Source organism: Limnohabitans sp. TS-CS-82, from assembly GCF_002943475.1.
The window spans coordinates 196,417-211,303 of record NZ_PTQX01000008.1; the positions used below are offsets into that span (position 1 = coordinate 196,417).

16 protein-coding genes and 1 riboswitch are annotated in these 14,887 nt (G+C 57.6%); of the genes, 8 read left to right on the forward strand and 8 right to left on the reverse strand.

Annotated elements, in window-relative coordinates; all coding sequences use genetic code 11:
• Window positions 1-19 precede the first annotated feature (19 nt).
• The 3 genes from erpA to rplM form a co-directional block, all read right to left on the reverse strand.
• Window positions 20-385 carry an iron-sulfur cluster insertion protein ErpA gene (erpA, locus tag C5F52_RS16895; RefSeq protein WP_104799523.1) on the reverse strand — a complete coding sequence of 122 codons (366 nt, stop codon included), beginning with the start codon at window positions 383-385 and terminating at the stop codon, window positions 20-22.
• A 174-nt stretch (window positions 386-559) separates the two neighbouring features.
• Window positions 560-952, reverse strand: coding sequence for a 30S ribosomal protein S9 (gene rpsI, locus C5F52_RS16900; RefSeq protein ID WP_100131730.1), 393 nt, complete (start codon window positions 950-952; stop codon window positions 560-562).
• A gap of 9 nt (window positions 953-961) precedes the next feature.
• Window positions 962-1,390: a 50S ribosomal protein L13 gene (gene rplM / locus C5F52_RS16905; protein ID WP_104799524.1), complete on the reverse strand. Its 429-nt coding sequence runs from the start codon at window positions 1,388-1,390 to the stop codon at window positions 962-964.
• Window positions 1,391-1,599: 209 nt separating this feature from the next.
• Here rplM and C5F52_RS16910 point away from each other — a divergent pair, with 209 nt between their 5' ends.
• A complete protein-coding gene (locus C5F52_RS16910; protein WP_104799525.1) occupies window positions 1,600-2,487 on the forward strand; it encodes a 23S rRNA (adenine(2030)-N(6))-methyltransferase RlmJ in 888 nt (295 codons plus the stop codon).
• Window positions 2,488-2,530: 43 nt separating this feature from the next.
• Here the strand turns inward: C5F52_RS16910 and C5F52_RS16915 are convergent, their stop codons facing one another.
• Window positions 2,531-3,232, reverse strand: a complete 702-nt coding sequence (locus C5F52_RS16915) for a haloacid dehalogenase type II (protein ID WP_104799526.1) — start codon at window positions 3,230-3,232, stop codon at window positions 2,531-2,533.
• A gap of 140 nt (window positions 3,233-3,372) precedes the next feature.
• On the opposite strand from C5F52_RS16915, the gene paaA reads away from it, so the two are divergent.
• From paaA to paaE, 5 genes are read left to right on the forward strand one after another with little or no spacing between them, the layout of a single operon-like run.
• A complete protein-coding gene (paaA, locus tag C5F52_RS16920) occupies window positions 3,373-4,404 on the forward strand; it encodes a 1,2-phenylacetyl-CoA epoxidase subunit PaaA (protein WP_104799592.1) in 1,032 nt (343 codons plus the stop codon).
• Window positions 4,401-4,706 carry a 1,2-phenylacetyl-CoA epoxidase subunit PaaB gene (paaB, locus tag C5F52_RS16925; protein ID WP_104799527.1) on the forward strand — a complete coding sequence of 102 codons (306 nt, stop codon included), beginning with the start codon at window positions 4,401-4,403 and terminating at the stop codon, window positions 4,704-4,706. Before paaA ends, paaB begins: the two co-directional genes overlap by 4 nt.
• Entirely contained in the window at window positions 4,706-5,488 is a 783-nt protein-coding gene (paaC, locus tag C5F52_RS16930; RefSeq protein ID WP_104799528.1) for a 1,2-phenylacetyl-CoA epoxidase subunit PaaC, read from the forward strand. Before paaB ends, paaC begins: the two co-directional genes overlap by 1 nt.
• 38 nt (window positions 5,489-5,526) lie before the next feature.
• Window positions 5,527-6,105: a 1,2-phenylacetyl-CoA epoxidase subunit PaaD gene (paaD, locus tag C5F52_RS16935; RefSeq protein WP_104799593.1), complete on the forward strand. Its 579-nt coding sequence runs from the start codon at window positions 5,527-5,529 to the stop codon at window positions 6,103-6,105.
• A 20-nt stretch (window positions 6,106-6,125) separates the two neighbouring features.
• The gene (gene paaE / locus C5F52_RS16940) at window positions 6,126-7,214 is read left to right on the forward strand and encodes a 1,2-phenylacetyl-CoA epoxidase subunit PaaE (RefSeq protein ID WP_104799529.1); all 1,089 of its coding nucleotides are present in this window, start codon (window positions 6,126-6,128) and stop codon (window positions 7,212-7,214) included.
• Between the two features lie 79 nt (window positions 7,215-7,293).
• Here the strand turns inward: paaE and C5F52_RS16945 are convergent, their stop codons facing one another.
• The 4 genes from C5F52_RS16945 to ahcY form a co-directional block, all read right to left on the reverse strand.
• Window positions 7,294-7,887, reverse strand: coding sequence for an OmpW family protein (locus C5F52_RS16945; RefSeq protein WP_104799530.1), 594 nt, complete (start codon window positions 7,885-7,887; stop codon window positions 7,294-7,296).
• A gap of 126 nt (window positions 7,888-8,013) precedes the next feature.
• Window positions 8,014-8,853 (reverse strand): methylenetetrahydrofolate reductase [NAD(P)H], encoded by an 840-nt coding sequence (gene metF, locus C5F52_RS16950; protein WP_104799531.1) that lies wholly within the window; start codon window positions 8,851-8,853, stop codon window positions 8,014-8,016.
• Between the two features lie 22 nt (window positions 8,854-8,875).
• On the reverse strand, window positions 8,876-9,631 hold the full coding sequence (locus C5F52_RS16955) for a TlyA family RNA methyltransferase (protein ID WP_104799532.1): 756 nt from the start codon (window positions 9,629-9,631) through the stop codon (window positions 8,876-8,878).
• An 18-nt stretch (window positions 9,632-9,649) separates the two neighbouring features.
• Window positions 9,650-11,083: an adenosylhomocysteinase gene (gene ahcY, locus C5F52_RS16960; RefSeq protein ID WP_104799594.1), complete on the reverse strand. Its 1,434-nt coding sequence runs from the start codon at window positions 11,081-11,083 to the stop codon at window positions 9,650-9,652.
• 95 nt (window positions 11,084-11,178) lie between these two features.
• A riboswitch (S-adenosyl-L-homocysteine riboswitch) is annotated at window positions 11,179-11,305 on the reverse strand.
• 63 nt (window positions 11,306-11,368) lie between these two features.
• Between ahcY and C5F52_RS16965 the strand changes: the two genes are divergently transcribed.
• Together C5F52_RS16965 and C5F52_RS16970 are read left to right on the forward strand one after the other, a co-directional pair.
• Entirely contained in the window at window positions 11,369-13,213 is a 1,845-nt protein-coding gene (locus tag C5F52_RS16965) for an ATP-binding protein (protein ID WP_161499719.1), read from the forward strand.
• Between the two features lie 39 nt (window positions 13,214-13,252).
• Window positions 13,253-14,884: a peptide chain release factor 3 gene (locus C5F52_RS16970; protein ID WP_104799534.1), complete on the forward strand. Its 1,632-nt coding sequence runs from the start codon at window positions 13,253-13,255 to the stop codon at window positions 14,882-14,884.
• Window positions 14,885-14,887: the final 3 nt, after the last annotated feature.

Here is a 14,887-nt window from a genome sequence, read left to right on the forward strand (position 1 = left end):
GTCTTAGCGGGTCGAAGAATTAGACCGAGAACGAAGAACCGCAACCACAGGTTGTGGTGGCGTTGGGGTTCTTGATGACGAACTGCGCGCCCTGCAAGTCTTCTTTGTAGTCAATCTCTGCGCCCAACAAGTATTGGTAGCTCATGGCATCAATCAACAAGGACACGCCATTTTTGGTCATGGTGGTGTCGTCTTCGTTGGTCACTTCGTCAAACGTGAAGCCGTATTGAAAACCAGAACATCCGCCACCTTGCACAAACACGCGCAACTTCAACTCTGGGTTGCCTTCTTCAGCGATCAAATCCGCCACCTTGGCAGCGGCGCTGTCGGTGAAGTTGATCGGTTCAGGCATTTCGGTTTCAATGTTTTCGGCAACTGCGCTCATGGTTTACTCTCCAAATTCAATCGCTAAAGTATATCGGTTTACTCGGGAATTAAGCGCAGCGCCCAGAGTAACGCTGCTTGCAGCATGGGCTTTGATGGATCGCACAAAACACGGCCGACAACAAAAAAGCCGCAAGGGCGAACCCATGCGGCTTTTGGCAAAACAGAAAGCGGATTAACGCTTGCTGAACTGCTTGCGGCGGCGAGCAGAGTGCAAGCCAACCTTTTTACGTTCCACTTCGCGAGCATCGCGAGTCACGAAACCGGCTTGTGACAGGACGGGCTTCAAAGCTGCGTCGTAGTCGATCAAAGCGCGGGTGATACCGTGACGCACTGCACCAGCTTGGCCAGACTCACCACCGCCGTGCACGTTGACTTGAATGTCAAACGCTTCGCCGTTGTTGGTCAGCATCAAGGGTTGCTTCGAAATCATGATCGAGGTTTGACGGCCGAAATATGCGGCGATGTCTTTACCGTTGATCGTGATTTTGCCGGAGCCTTTTTTCAGAAACACGCGAGCGACGCTTGATTTGCGACGGCCGGTGCCGTTATTCCATTCACCAATCATTTCAGCTCCTTAGATGTCCAGCACTTTAGGCTGTTGTGCGGTGTGTGGGTGCTCAGCACCGCCATACACCTTGAGCTTTTTGATCATGGCGTAACCGAGTGGGCCTTTGGGCAACATGCCCTTGACAGCCTTCTCAATCGCGCGGCCAGGGTGTTTGGCTTGCAGATCGCGGAAATTTGTTGCAGTGATACCGCCGGGGTAACCCGAGTGACGGTAGTACACCTTATCCAAAGACTTGGTACCTGTGACCTTGATCTTGGAAGCGTTGATGATGACGATGAAGTCACCTGTATCGACGTGGGGTGTGTAAATGGCTTTGTGTTTGCCGCGCAAACGGAGAGCAACTTCGCTGGCTACTCGTCCGAGCACCTTATCGGTGGCGTCAATCACAAACCACTCATGCACCACGTCAGCGGGTTTTGCGCTGAATGTAGACATAGTTAAATCCTAAAAGGAGAGAGGTTTGTAGGGCCCTTTTCCACGGTCGGCGTTCTTCTGTTGAGAACCTCTTAGGTGGGATGTGCTTCTTGCGAAACCTCTGCCGCGGGACCACTCAAGCGCTGCAGAGCCTGAAATTATACGAAAAATCAAGGACTTAAAGCAAGTCAGGCCAAAACCACCAGAAATGGCGGGTTACCATCCGGCCCATGTTCAGTTATCGCCACGCCTTTCACGCCGGAAACCATGCCGACGTCCTCAAACATTTGACGCTGATCGCGACTTTGAAGCACTTGATGCACAAAGATCCCGGCATTCAGTTTGTGGACACCCACGCCGGTGCGGGCCTGTATCGCCTCGATGGCGACTACGCTGAAAAAAGTGGCGAAGCCGCTGACGGCATCTTGAAATTGCTGGCGACCAAAGATTTGGCCAAAATCCCCGCGTTGCAGGATTACCTCGACATGGTGGCCGGCTTCAATTCAGGGGGCAGCACCCGCATCTACCCCGGATCGCCCTTCATCATGCACCGCTTGTTGCGTTACGAAGCCCGTGACCGCCTCAAGCTGTTCGAGATGCACCCCACCGACCACAAATCGTTGACGGGAAACATTGAGCAACTCAACGCGGGCCGCACGGTCAGCGTGACGCGCGCTGACGGTTTTGAATCACTCAAAGCCCTGCTGCCGCCGCCCGTCTCGACCAGTGGTTCACGCCGTACCTGTGTGCTGATTGACCCCAGCTACGAGATCAAGAACGACTACTACCGCGTCATCGACTGCATTCAAGACAGCTTGAAGCGCTTTGCCACGGGCACGTACATCGTGTGGTATCCCATCATTCCTCGCCCTGAGGCGCATGATTTGCCACGCAAACTCAAAACCATGTGCACCCAACTCAAGAAGCCTTGGTTGCACGCCACTTTGGCCATTGGTCGGGCCACCGGCGGCGACGATACGGGCTTGAGCGCCAGCGGCATGTTCTTGATCAACCCGCCCTACACCTTGAAGCCCCTGCTCAACGAGGCCTTGCCCATCGTGGCCAAAGCCTTGGCGCGTGGCCCCGGCCAGAGCTGGGCCGTGGAGTCGGGCGGCTAAACACCCGCTCCGCGCCAGCAGCGGCACCGAACGCGGTGCCGGCTTACCGCATTGGCTTCAAAAACGCCAAGACGTCGGTCAAATCGCGACCTGTCACCGTGGGCTTAGGCCCGATGGTTTCATGCGGCAAGCTTTGACGATTGACCCACAGCGTTTGAAAGCCAAACCAAGTGGCGCCCAACGCATCCCAAGCGTTGCTTGACGCAAACAAAATCTCGTCCAACCGATACGGCAGCACCTGCTGCACCAAGCCATAGCTTTCGGGCGAAGTTTTGAATTGGCGCACGCTGTCGACCGAAATGATGTGGTCAATCAAGGTGGACATGCCCGCATGGGTCACCGCCACATTCAGCATGTCGGGGCTGCCATTGGACAAAATCGCGGTCGGAATGCCCTGCGCTTTGAGCGTTTCCAACACGCCCACGTTTTCAGGAAATGCGGTGAGATGCGCATATTGGCGCATCAACGCGCCTTCATTGGCCGCCGACTGGGCCAAGTGCAAACGCGCCAAGGTGTACTGCAATGCGGCCCGTGTGACCTCGAAAAACGACTGGTAGTGCTTGCTGCCACCCGTCGCATGCGGGTCTGACATCGTGATCAAGCGTGAATATTCAATTTGCTTGTCACGCCACAGCACCGAAATGGCTGCGCCTTGACCGGGGTACAAGCGCTCCGCCAAGGCCCCAATCGAATACACATCAAACAAGGTGCCGTAGGCATCGAAAACGACGGCTTGAATGGCCATGGCGCTGTCCCCTTTTTTTAAACGCCCATTGTCGGGTTTTTAGGCTCGGAAAAACCCCTAGACAATTAACCGACCAGTCGGTCGGCTAATTCTCTATACTTTCGCTTGCGCACCGCATGTCGCTGGTGCAGGAGTGGTTCATGTACACCCAATCGTTCAACGTGCCCGACGCCGCCGATACGTCAGCACCCCAAGGCGCGCAGCTCAAAGCCGTGGCCAAACCCGTCAGCGCGTCAGAAGCGGCCTTGCAAGAGGGCTTTGACGTGCGGATTGATGCCGACGGCCGCATCGAACCGCAAGACTGGATGCCCGAGGCCTACCGCAAAACCTTGGTGCGCCAAATCAGCCAACACGCACACAGCGAAATCGTCGGCATGCTGCCCGAAGGCAACTGGATCAGCCGCGCCCCCAGCCTCAAGCGCAAAGCCATCCTGATCGCCAAAGTGCAAGACGAAGGCGGCCACGGTCTGTACCTGTACAGCGCCGCCGAAACCTTGGGCACCAGCCGCGACCAAATGCTCGACGCGCTGCACACTGGCAAAGCCAAATACAGCTCCATCTTCAACTACCCCACCCTCACCTGGGCCGACGTGGGCGTGGTGGGCTGGCTGGTCGATGGGGCGGCCATCATGAACCAGATCCCGCTGTGCCGCTGCTCTTACGGCCCCTACGCCCGCGCCATGGTGCGCGTGTGCAAAGAAGAAAGTTTCCACCAGCGCCAGGGCTACGAAGCCCTGCTGGTGATGATGCAAGGCACCGCCGAGCAAAAAGCCATGGTGCAAGACGCCGTCAACCGCTGGTGGTGGAAGTGCTTGGCCATGTTTGGCCCGCCCGACGCCGACAGCCCCAACAGCGTGCAGGGCATGCGCTGGGGCATCAAACGCATCAGCAACGACGACCTGCGTCAAAAGTTTGTGGACGCCACCGTGCCGCAAGCCAAGGTACTGGGCGTCACCCTGCCCGACCCCGACCTGAAGTGGAACGAGGCACGCGGCCACCATGACTACGGCCAAATCGACTGGGCCGAGTTCTGGGCCACCGTCAACGGCAACGGCCCCTGCAACAAAGAACGCTTGGGCACCCGCGTGAAAGCCTGGAACGACGGCCAATGGGTGCGCGACGCTGCCTTGGCCCACGCCCGCAAACAACACACCTTGAAGGAGGCCGCATGAGCCAAGCAACCCCCAAAGCATTGAACGAGTGGCCCCTGTGGGAAGTCTTTGTGCGCAGCAAACAAGGCTTGGAGCACAAGCACTGTGGCAGCCTGCACGCCAGTGACGCGCAACACGCCCTGCAAATGGCACGCGACGTGTACACACGCCGCCAAGAAGGCGTGAGCATTTGGGTGGTTCCCTCCAACACCATCACCGCCAGCGCCCCTGACGACAAAGCCGAGTTCTTCGAGCCCGCCAGCGACAAGATTTACCGCCACCCCACCTTCTACGTCATCCCCGACGAAGTGGGGCACATGTGATGACGGCGCACTTGGACTACGTGCTGCACTTGGCCGACAACGCCTTGGTGCTGGGCCAGCGCAATGCCGAATGGTGTGGCCACGGCCCCATCTTGGAAGAAGACATTGCCATGGCCAACATCAGCCTGGACCTGATCGGACAAGCCCGCATGCTTTACCAGCACGCGGCCACGCTCAAAGGCGACGGCGCCACCGAAGACAGCTTGGCGTATTTCCGTGACGTGCCCGACTTTCGCAACTACACCTTGCTAGAGCTGCCGCATCACGCCGCCTTGGTGGGCTACGCCGTGGACAACCGCGACTACGCCGTCACCATCGTGCGCAATTTTTTGTACAGCAGCTTGATGGCTTTGGTGTGGGAAAAACTGCAGACCTCACAAGACGCGCATTTGGCGGCCATTGCAGCCAAATCACTCAAAGAAGTGCGTTATCACCTCCGTCACTCACACGACTGGCTGGTGCGTTTGGGCGACGGCACCGAGGTCTCGCACGCCAAAACACAAGCAGCGCTGAACCACCTGCTGCCGTACACGCAAGAGTTTTGGTCCGCCAGTGATTTTGAAACGCAAGCTGCCGCTGCGGGCATTGGCATCGACACCGCCACCGTGCGCGACGACTGGCAAACCTTGGTGCGCAACGGCATCGCTGAGGCCACCTTGCAGCAGCCGTCCACGGACGGGTTTGTGCACACCGGCAAGCACGGCTTGCACTCGGAGCATTTGGGCTTTTTGTTGGCCGAAATGCAAAGCTTGGCACGCGCGCACCCACAAGGCGTGTGGTGACCCCCCCCATTTCAAACGCACAAGTGGCATGGGCGGCCATGGCGTCATCTGTGGCGTCGGCACCTGTTGTGCCAACCGCACCGACGCCCCCCGATCAGGCCGCGTTACTGGCTCGCATTTGGGCGGCGCTCGACACTTTGAGCGACCCAGAAATTCCGGTCGTCACCCTGCGTGACATGGGCATCTTGCGTGACGTGGTGTGTCAAAGCGATGGCAGCTGGACTGTGGTCATCACCCCGACCTACAGCGGCTGCCCCGCCATGGGCCAAATTGAAGACGACGTGCGCGCCACCTTAGCCACGCTGGGCGTGAACGCCCGTGTGCAAACCCAACTGGCGCCTGCATGGACCACCGACTGGATGAACCAAGCCGCACGCGACAAACTGCGCGCGTATGGCATCGCGCCACCGGCACGCTGTGGCGTGCGCAGCGACACCGACGCGACCTCCACCGTGATGCAATTTGCGGCACGTCGCCACACACTTGACGTGGTGCCTTGCCCCCATTGCGGTTCGCACGACACCACCGAGACCTCTCACTTTGGCTCCACCGCCTGCAAAGCGCTTTACAAGTGCTTGTCATGCATGGAGCCGTTTGACTACTTCAAACCCTACTAATTTTTGAACAGGCCAGCCCCATGTCTGCAGCCCCTCAATTCCATACCCTCACCGTGTCGCACGTCGACGCCGAAGCCGCCAACGCCGTGGCGCTCAGCTTTCACATCCCTGCGGATTTGCAAAGCACGTTCGCGTTTGAACCCGGTCAGTTTTTGACCCTGCGCGCCACCATCGAGGGTCAAGATGTACGCCGCAGCTATTCCATCTGCTCCACCCCACAAACGCTGACACGCGATGGCGTGTTGCAAGTGGGAATCCGCGCGGTCGACGGCGGCCTGTTCTCTAACTGGGCCACCACACAACTCAAAGCGGGCGACACCCTGCAAGTCATGCCGCCACAAGGCCGCTTTGGCGTGCAACGTGCGCGCGCTTTGCATCGCGTGGGCTTTGCCGCGGGCTCGGGCATCACGCCCATCTTGTCGATCATGGCCAGCACGCTGGAAAGTCAAGCTGAATCGAAATTCACCTTGGTCTATGGCAACCGGCACATGGCCAGCGTGATGTTCAACGAGGCGCTGCAGGACCTGAAAGACCGCTACCCCGACCGCTTGACCTTGATCCATATCTTGTCGCGCCAAGCCCAAGAAGTGCCCTTGCTGGAAGGGCGCATTGATGGCGGCAAAGTACGCGCCATCATCACGGCATTGCTGCCCGTGAAAAGTATGGACGAAGTGTTTGTGTGTGGCCCCGAAGCCATGATCGAAGCCACCGAAGCCGCGCTGATTGATGCGGGCGTGTCTGCCAAACGCGTGCATTCAGAGCGCTTCACCTCCAGCACACCGACAGCGCCCCGCAAGAGCAGCACCACGCAAACAGACCCGTCAAAAAATGCGATCCAACTGCGCATCGTCTTAGATGGCAAACCTTACGACATGACCATGGGCCCCGACGACCATGTGCTGGACGTGGCCCTCAACCACGGCTTGGACTTGCCCTATTCCTGCAAAGGTGGCGTGTGCTGCACCTGTCGCGCCAAGGTGATGGAAGGCAAGGTGGAGATGAGCAAAAACTTCACCCTCGAACCGTGGGAAATGGAACAAGGCTTTGTGCTGAGTTGCCAAGCACGCCCGACCACGGCCAGCGTGGTGGTGAGTTTTGATGAGCGCTAAGTTATCGCGTTGATCGCCCATGAAAAATGCCCTGCATTGCAGGGCATTTTTGTGAAAGCCTTGATACTTCGTGAGGTGCTTAGAAGCGGTAGCCCACGCCCACACCCACGATCACGGGGTCGAGTTTCAAGACGCCACCATTGGCACCATTGCTGGCATACACATTGGTTTTGATGTGCACTTTTTTCACATCCAAGTTAAAAGAAATTTGCTTGGTCAATGGAATGTCCACGCCCGCTTGGAACGCCGTGCCCCAAGTGTCGTTGTCCAAGGTATGGCCAGTCGTCAAGTTCACGTTGGTGATCTTTGTGTAGTTCAAACCTGCGCCCACGTAAGGCTTGTAACCCTTCAAATCGGTGAAGTGGTATTGCAAGGTCAAGGTGGGGGGCAAGTGGTTAAAGATACCAATCGCAGCACCGCCCGCAGACACGACTTGCTTTTGTGGCACCGCCAAAACCAACTCAGCAGCCACGTTTTTGTTGAAGAAATAGCTCACGTCTAATTCAGGAATGGTCTTGTCGTTGACACTCAAAGCGAGGTCAGGATTGGTGGCGCCTTTGTTGGCCATGTCCAAATGAGCGGCACGCACACGCACCAACCAAGGCGATTCTTGTGCGGCGACTTGACCGGCGACCAACATGCCAACAGCGGCGGCGATGATTATTTTTTTCATGATTTTTCTTTCTTAGACTCCGGGCTATTCCCGTGAGATCTATTTCAAATCAAGAAAGATCTGCCGCCATTGATGCGCATCAAAGCCGCACGCTGCGGCATTTGACCCAGGTCAAACAAACGCAGCCTAAGCGATCAAACCTAGGTTTTCACAAATGGACAAGGTCGCTGCGCTTTGGTTCATGCTGTAGAAATGCAAACCCGGTGCGCCAGCGCTGCGCAGCTGATCGCACAAGTCGGTCACTACCTCTAAACCAAAGGCTTTGATGGAGGCCATGTCGTCACCGTAGCCTTGCAAACGCAAGCGAATCCAACGTGGAATCTCTGCGCCACAGGCATCGGAGAAACGCAACAGTTGCGACGAACTGGTAATGGGCATGATGCCCGGCACGATGGGAATCTCAACGCCGAGTTTTTGCACATCGTCCACGAAACGGAAATACGCATCACTGTTGTAAAAGTATTGCGTGATGGCCGAGTCCGCGCCGGCCTTGACCTTGGTCGCAAAGGCTTGCAAGTCGGTTTCTGCCGATTTGGCTTGTGGATGAATCTCGGGGTAGGCCGCGACTTCGATGCCGAAATCGTCGCCCGTCTCAGCGCGGATGAAGGCCACCAAATCGCTGGCGTATTGAAACTCACCGCCCGCGCCATAGCCGCTGGGCAAATCACCACGCAAAGCCACCAAGCGCTTCACGCCCATGGCTTTGAATTCAGCCAACTGCTGACGCACGCTGTCGCGCGTGGCGCCAATGCACGAGAAGTGCGAGGCCGCCGCCATGCCTTCGCTCAAGATTTCTTTCAAGGTCAAAAGCGTACCGGCCTGCGTCGATCCGCCCGCACCGTAGGTGACCGAGCAAAACTGGGGCTTGAGGGGGTACAGCGCTTGGCGCACAGTGCGCAACTTGTCGGCCCCCTCTGGCGTTTTGGGTGGAAAAAACTCAATGCTCAAACTGTTGTTGACGATCATCTCTATCTCTCTTCTTGGCGCGTCAGGCGCGACGGGCACCGATCCAAAACTCTTGGTTGCCATCACCACCGGCAATGGCGCTGGGCCAATAGCCCAACACCTCTAAATTCAAACTCGCACAGGCTTCACGCAATCGCGCCTCCACCTGCACATAGCTGGCGGGGTCTTTGACCAAGCCACCTTTGCCAATGTCGCTGGGCTGCAATTCAAATTGCGGCTTCACCAACATCAGCAGCGCGCCGCCCTGTTTCAACAAAGGCAACAACGCGGGTAATACAAGGGTGAGCGAGATGAAAGACAAATCACCCACAACCAAATCAAAACCATCACGCGCATCAGGCACGCGCACATCGTCCGCTTCTAGCTCGCGGGCGTTGATACGCTCCACACACACCACACGCGCATCGTCACGCAAACGCGGATGCAATTGGCCGTGCCCCACATCGAGCCCCACAACTTGCGCAGCGCCTTGCTGCAACAAGCAGTCAGTAAAGCCACCTGTGCTTTGCCCCACATCGAGGCAACGCAAACCTTGGACGGTCAGGCCACTGCTGAGCAGCGCACCTTCCAGCTTCAAACCGCCGCGAGACACATAGCGCGCCTCTGCGTTGTCCAGCAAGCGCAGCTCGCTGGGCAATGGCAACTCGTCACCGTTTTTGGTCACGCGTTGCCACGGCTTGGTGCCCAAGCGCCACTCGACGCCCGAGGCAATGAGCCGCTGCGCTTGTGAGCGCGAAGCGGCCAAGCCACGGTCGACGAGAAGTTGGTCTGCGCGCATGGACAAAAGCCAAAGGGCTTAGTAGCGGTAGGTGTTGGCTTTATAAGGGCCGTTCTTAGACACGCCGATGTAGGCGGCTTGCTCGTCGCTCAGTTCCGTCAACATTGCGCCAACTTTCTTGAGGTGCAAACGCGCCACTTTTTCGTCGAGGTGCTTAGGCAACACATACACCTTGCCTGCTTCGTATTGGTCTTGCTTGGTGAACAACTCGATCTGAGCGATCGTTTGGTTCGCAAAGCTGGAGCTCATCACAAAGCTGGGGTGGCCGGTGGCGCAACCCAGGTTCACCAGGCGGCCTTTGGCCAGCAGGGTGATCTTTTTGCCATCAGGGAAGATGACGTGGTCGACTTGCGGCTTGATCTCGTCCCACTGCAGCTTTTCGAGCGAAGCGACGTCGATCTCGTTGTCGAAGTGACCGATGTTGCAAACGATGGCTTCGTCTTTCATGGCGGCCATGTGCTCGTAGCGGATCACGTTTTTGTTACCGGTGGCCGACACGAAAATGTCGCACTTGTCAGCAGCGTATTCCATGGTGACCACTTTGTAGCCTTCCATTGCAGCTTGCAGGGCGTTGATCGGGTCGATCTCGGTCACCCACACTTGGGCGCTCAAAGCGCGCAAGGCTTGGGCAGAGCCCTTGCCCACGTCGCCGTAACCGGCCACGCACGCCACTTTGCCAGCGATCATCACGTCCGTCGCGCGCTTGATGGAGTCCACCAACGATTCGCGGCAGCCGTACAGGTTGTCAAACTTGCTCTTGGTGACAGAGTCGTTCACGTTGATGGCGCGGAACATCAAACTGCCTTTGGCGGCCATTTCGTTCAAGCGCAACACGCCGGTGGTGGTCTCTTCGGTCACGCCGATGATGTGCGCACCTTTGCGGCTGTACCAAGTGGGGTCAACAGCCAATTTGGCTTTGATGGCGTTGAACAAACAAGTTTCTTCTTCGCTGGTGGGGTTGGCGATCAACGAAGCGTCGGTTTCAGCGCGCTTGCCCAAGTGCATCAACAACGTGGCATCGCCGCCATCGTCCAAGATCATGTTGGGGCCTTCGCCTTGGGTGCCTGCTGCACCGAATTCAAAAATGCGGTGGGTGTAGTCCCAGTACTCGGCCAAGGTTTCGCCTTTGGTGGCGAACACGGGCGTGCCCGCTTCTGCGATGGCAGCAGCAGCATGGTCTTGGGTGGAGAAGATGTTGCAAGAAGCCCAACGCACGTCAGCGCCCAAAGACTTCAAGGTTTCGATCAACACAGCCGTTTGGATGGTCATGTGCAAAGAGCCGGTCACGCGAGCGCCCTTCAAAGGTTGCGCTTTGGCGAACTCTTCGCGGATGGCCATCAAACCGGGCATTTCGGTTTCGGCGATTTTGATTTCTTTGCGGCCCCAAGCGGCCAGCGACATGTCGGCCACGATGTAATCGGTGGCGGGGTTGGTTTTGAGAACAGCGTTCATTGGTGAGACTCCAAAGGTGGGCAAAGCCACTGGCAACGCGCGGTAAGCGTGGGAGTCCGAAACCGAAATTTCCGCAGGACTCACCTCACGTTGACAGTGGGTGAGCGCGGTTGGAAACGTGAGGCCCAATGCCGCAAAAAGCAGCGAATCGACCTGTGTGTCCGAGCCTCACCTGTGAACCCTCAGAAATGACGGGTACAGGCTGCAGCGCTCCTCGGATGGGCATTATTTTAACCCGCGATGCACACGCCCCTTGAAATTAAATCTAAAGGTTTAACATTGGGCATGAACGTTCATCGCCACATCCACATTTTTATCAAACGGCAACTCGCCTCGCACCTACGTCAAAGTGCGAACGTGTACTTTGTCTGGTTTTCTGTGTCCGCCATGGCTGGCTTGCTGGGTCTCACCCCGTGGTTGTATTGGCTTGGCCATACGACGAGCGCCAGCTCTTGCGCCTTGGCTGCGGCTTGCGTGCTCGTCGGCATGCTGGTGTGGCGCTATGGTGGCGGCGTGAAGTGGGGCGGCGTGATCTATCAAATCACGCTCATGACGCTGGTGCTCTTCAATGCATCCATCACGGGAGGCGTCGCCTCCCCCGTGTTGACGTGGTTGGCCATCATTCCCCTGCTGCCTTTGTTCATGGGCTCACGCGTTGGTGGCCTGTTGGCCATGCTGGCGTCTATGGCCAGCGTGATGGGTCTGTATATTTTGCAAACCCGAGGCATGCTGCCTCAACTTGAACACCCATTTGTATTGCAATCGTTGGGCGACGGCGCTCCGCTTGCCGACAACGCCTGGCAATCCCTGTCGTTTGCGGCGGGCATGTTCATACTCATGCTGCTGGCCCAACTGGCCTTGGTGCAAATTTATGACACGGCCAACGAGCAGCACCTGCGCCGCCTGCGTCAAACCAATACACGGCTCGAAAGCCTGTCTAAAAACCTCAAAGTGGCCAGCGCGCACAAAGACCAATTTTTAGCGATGGTGAGCCACGAAATGCGAACCCCTTTGAATGCCGTCATGGGTTACTTGGGGCTGCTGTCTTCCGACGCGAACCTGCCCGAACCGGCAGATCAATACGTCAAAGGTGCGCGCAACTCAGCCGCACATTTGGTCACGGTGATCAACGATTTGTTGGACTTTTCGCAAATCCAGCAAGGCAAATTGGTGCTGAACTTGCAGCCCGTCAATCTGCGCGAGATGCTGAGCAGCACCCACCAAACCCTGTCACCACGGGCGGATCAACTGGGTGTGGCATATCCGCTAGACATTGACCCCAACGTCCCCGAATGGGCGCTGGTCGATGCGCATCGAATGGCTCAAATCATCTTGAACCTGCTCGGCAATGCTTTGAAATTCACCTCTCAAGGCCAAGTGCGTATGCACATCCGTTTTGAAGCGATGCCGAACACGCCCAAACACGGCAACATCACGATACGCGTTGAAGACACGGGCACAGGCATGCCTGAGTCGGCCCTCGAAAACATCTTCAAACCCTTTGTGCAACTCAAGATCAGCGACAACGACTTGAAAGCGGGCAACGCCTTGCATGGCAACGGGTTGGGGCTGGCCATCACACGCAGCTTGGTGCAAAGCCACAAAGGCAGCGTCAGCGTGGAAAGCACGCTCGGTATGGGCAGTGCCTTTACCGTCAAACTGCCCATCGACGTGGCCGAGCCGCCCATGGCACGTCGCCCCACAGACCCCAGCAGCGCCAACCCGATTGAACTCGACATTTTGGTGGTCGACGACCACGTCACCAACCGATTGGTCGCAACCGCCAGCATCAAACGCGGCTTGCCCAACGCCCTCATCGAGCACGCGATCAACGGCAGCGATGCCTTGAACAAAATGCGCGAACACCGCTACGACCTCGTGCTGATGGACTTGATCATGCCGGACATTTCGGGCACCGAAGTCGTTCGCCGCATTCGTGACGATCTGGACCACCCTTACCGCGACGTGCCCGTCATCGCCCTCACCGCCAATGTGGCGGAAGATGCCGTCAAAGAATGCATGGCCCTCGGTTTTCGCGAAGTCCTGCCCAAGCCCTTTGACCGCGACATCTTGGTGCAAGCCATCTTGACGCATGCCCAACCTCAAAGCGCGCAGCCCCGAGCGCTATGATTCTGCCCTTTGACATGACGTGCTTACACGCACCGCCCCATGAGCTCCTTTCTGAACGAAGTGCGCCGTCGCCGCACCTTTGCCATCATTTCTCACCCTGACGCGGGTAAAACCACGCTGACCGAAAAGCTGTTGCTGTTCTCGGGTGCGATTCAAATTGCCGGTGCTGTGAAAGGCCGCAAAGCCAGCCGCCACGCCACCTCGGACTGGATGGAGATTGAGAAGCAACGCGGCATCTCGGTGGCCTCGTCGGTCATGCAAATGCTGTACCGCGACCACGTCATCAACCTGCTCGACACCCCCGGCCACAAAGACTTCTCGGAAGACACCTACCGCGTGCTCACCGCCGTGGACTCGGCCCTGATGGTGATTGACGCGGCCAACGGTGTGGAAGCCCAAACCCGCCGCTTGATTGAGGTCTGCCGTCAGCGTGACACGCCCATCATCACCTTCGTCAACAAGATGGACCGCGAAGTGCGCGACCCGCTCGACATCCTCGACGAAGTCGAACGCGAACTCGGCATGCCCTGCGTGCCCATGACATGGCCTGTGGGCCAAGGCAAGTTGTTCGGCGGCATCATCAACTTGCGCACGCAAGCCATGACCGTGTTTGACTCCGGCTCTGAGCGCTTGCCGCAAGACTTTGAAACACACCCACTCACCGAGCAAGCCAAGCTGGCTGAGCGTTTTGGATTGGAATGGGCCGCCGCCATGGAAAGCATGGAGCTGGCCACCGGCGCATCGCCCAAGTTCGACAAAGAAGCCTTCTTGGCCGGCAAGCAAACCCCCGTGTTCTTTGGCTCAGGCGTGAACAACTTCGGTGTGATGGAAGTGCTCGACGCTTTGGTCGACCTCGCGCCTTCGCCCCGCCCTCGTCTGAGCCATCTTGTCGTCAACAAGCAAGCCATTGAAAAAACCATTCAACCCGAAGACGAAGGTTTTGCCGGTGTGGTGTTCAAGGTGCAAGCCAACATGGACGCCAACCACCGCGACCGAATTGCCTTTGTCCGCGTGGCCTCAGGCAAGTTCACCCCAGGCATGAAGCTCAAGGTGCAACGCACTGCCAAAGAGCTGCGCCCCACCAGCGTGGTGACCTTCATGTCGCAACGCCGCGAAGCGGTGGAAGAGGCCTATGCGGGCGACATCATCGGCTTCACCACCCACGGCGGCGTGCAGCTGGGCGACACCATCACCGACGGGCAAGCCTTGCAATTCACAGGCTTGCCGTTCTTCGCGCCCGAATTGTTCATGACGGTGATTTTGAAAAACCCATTGCGCACCAAGCAGCTACAACAAGGCTTAGACCAGTTGGGTGAAGAAGGCGCCATTCAGGTGTTCAAACCCGAGGCAGGCGGCGCGATGCTGCTGGGCGCTGTGGGTCAGTTGCAGTTTGAAGTGGTGCAACACCGCTTGAAAGCCGAATACGACTGCGATGTGAAGCTAGAGAGCTGCCAGTACACCGGCGCGCGTTGGATCACGGCAGACACGCCTGCTGAGCTGCGCGAATTCACCTACGCGTATCCGCAGCGTATGGCTTTGGATGCGGCCAATACGTTGGCGTATTTGTGCACGTCGCCTTATGACGTGCGGTTGGCGCAAGAGCGGTTTCCGAAGATTCATTTTCACCCGCTGCGCGAGCACGCGGGACTTGCGCTTTCTACGGCGGGGTAATCC

Bases quoted from the DNA above. Each gene is read 5' to 3' on its own strand.
- erpA (WP_104799523.1), bottom strand. From the start codon at position 385: ATGAGCGCAGTTGCCGAAAACATTGAAACCGAAATGCCTGAACCGATC.
- rpsI (WP_100131730.1), bottom strand. From the start codon at position 952: ATGATTGGTGAATGGAATAACGGCACCGGCCGTCGCAAATCAAGCGTC.
- rplM (WP_104799524.1), bottom strand. From the start codon at position 1,390: ATGTCTACATTCAGCGCAAAACCCGCTGACGTGGTGCATGAGTGGTTT.
- C5F52_RS16910 (WP_104799525.1), top strand. From the start codon at position 1,600: ATGTTCAGTTATCGCCACGCCTTTCACGCCGGAAACCATGCCGACGTC.
- C5F52_RS16915 (WP_104799526.1), bottom strand. From the start codon at position 3,232: ATGGCCATTCAAGCCGTCGTTTTCGATGCCTACGGCACCTTGTTTGAT.
- paaA (WP_104799592.1), top strand. From the start codon at position 3,373: ATGTACACCCAATCGTTCAACGTGCCCGACGCCGCCGATACGTCAGCA.
- paaB (WP_104799527.1), top strand. From the start codon at position 4,401: ATGAGCCAAGCAACCCCCAAAGCATTGAACGAGTGGCCCCTGTGGGAA.
- paaC (WP_104799528.1), top strand. From the start codon at position 4,706: ATGACGGCGCACTTGGACTACGTGCTGCACTTGGCCGACAACGCCTTG.
- paaD (WP_104799593.1), top strand. From the start codon at position 5,527: ATGGCGTCATCTGTGGCGTCGGCACCTGTTGTGCCAACCGCACCGACG.
- paaE (WP_104799529.1), top strand. From the start codon at position 6,126: ATGTCTGCAGCCCCTCAATTCCATACCCTCACCGTGTCGCACGTCGAC.
- C5F52_RS16945 (WP_104799530.1), bottom strand. From the start codon at position 7,887: ATGAAAAAAATAATCATCGCCGCCGCTGTTGGCATGTTGGTCGCCGGT.
- metF (WP_104799531.1), bottom strand. From the start codon at position 8,853: ATGATCGTCAACAACAGTTTGAGCATTGAGTTTTTTCCACCCAAAACG.
- C5F52_RS16955 (WP_104799532.1), bottom strand. From the start codon at position 9,631: ATGCGCGCAGACCAACTTCTCGTCGACCGTGGCTTGGCCGCTTCGCGC.
- ahcY (WP_104799594.1), bottom strand. From the start codon at position 11,083: ATGAACGCTGTTCTCAAAACCAACCCCGCCACCGATTACATCGTGGCC.
- C5F52_RS16965 (WP_161499719.1), top strand. From the start codon at position 11,369: ATGAACGTTCATCGCCACATCCACATTTTTATCAAACGGCAACTCGCC.
- C5F52_RS16970 (WP_104799534.1), top strand. From the start codon at position 13,253: ATGAGCTCCTTTCTGAACGAAGTGCGCCGTCGCCGCACCTTTGCCATC.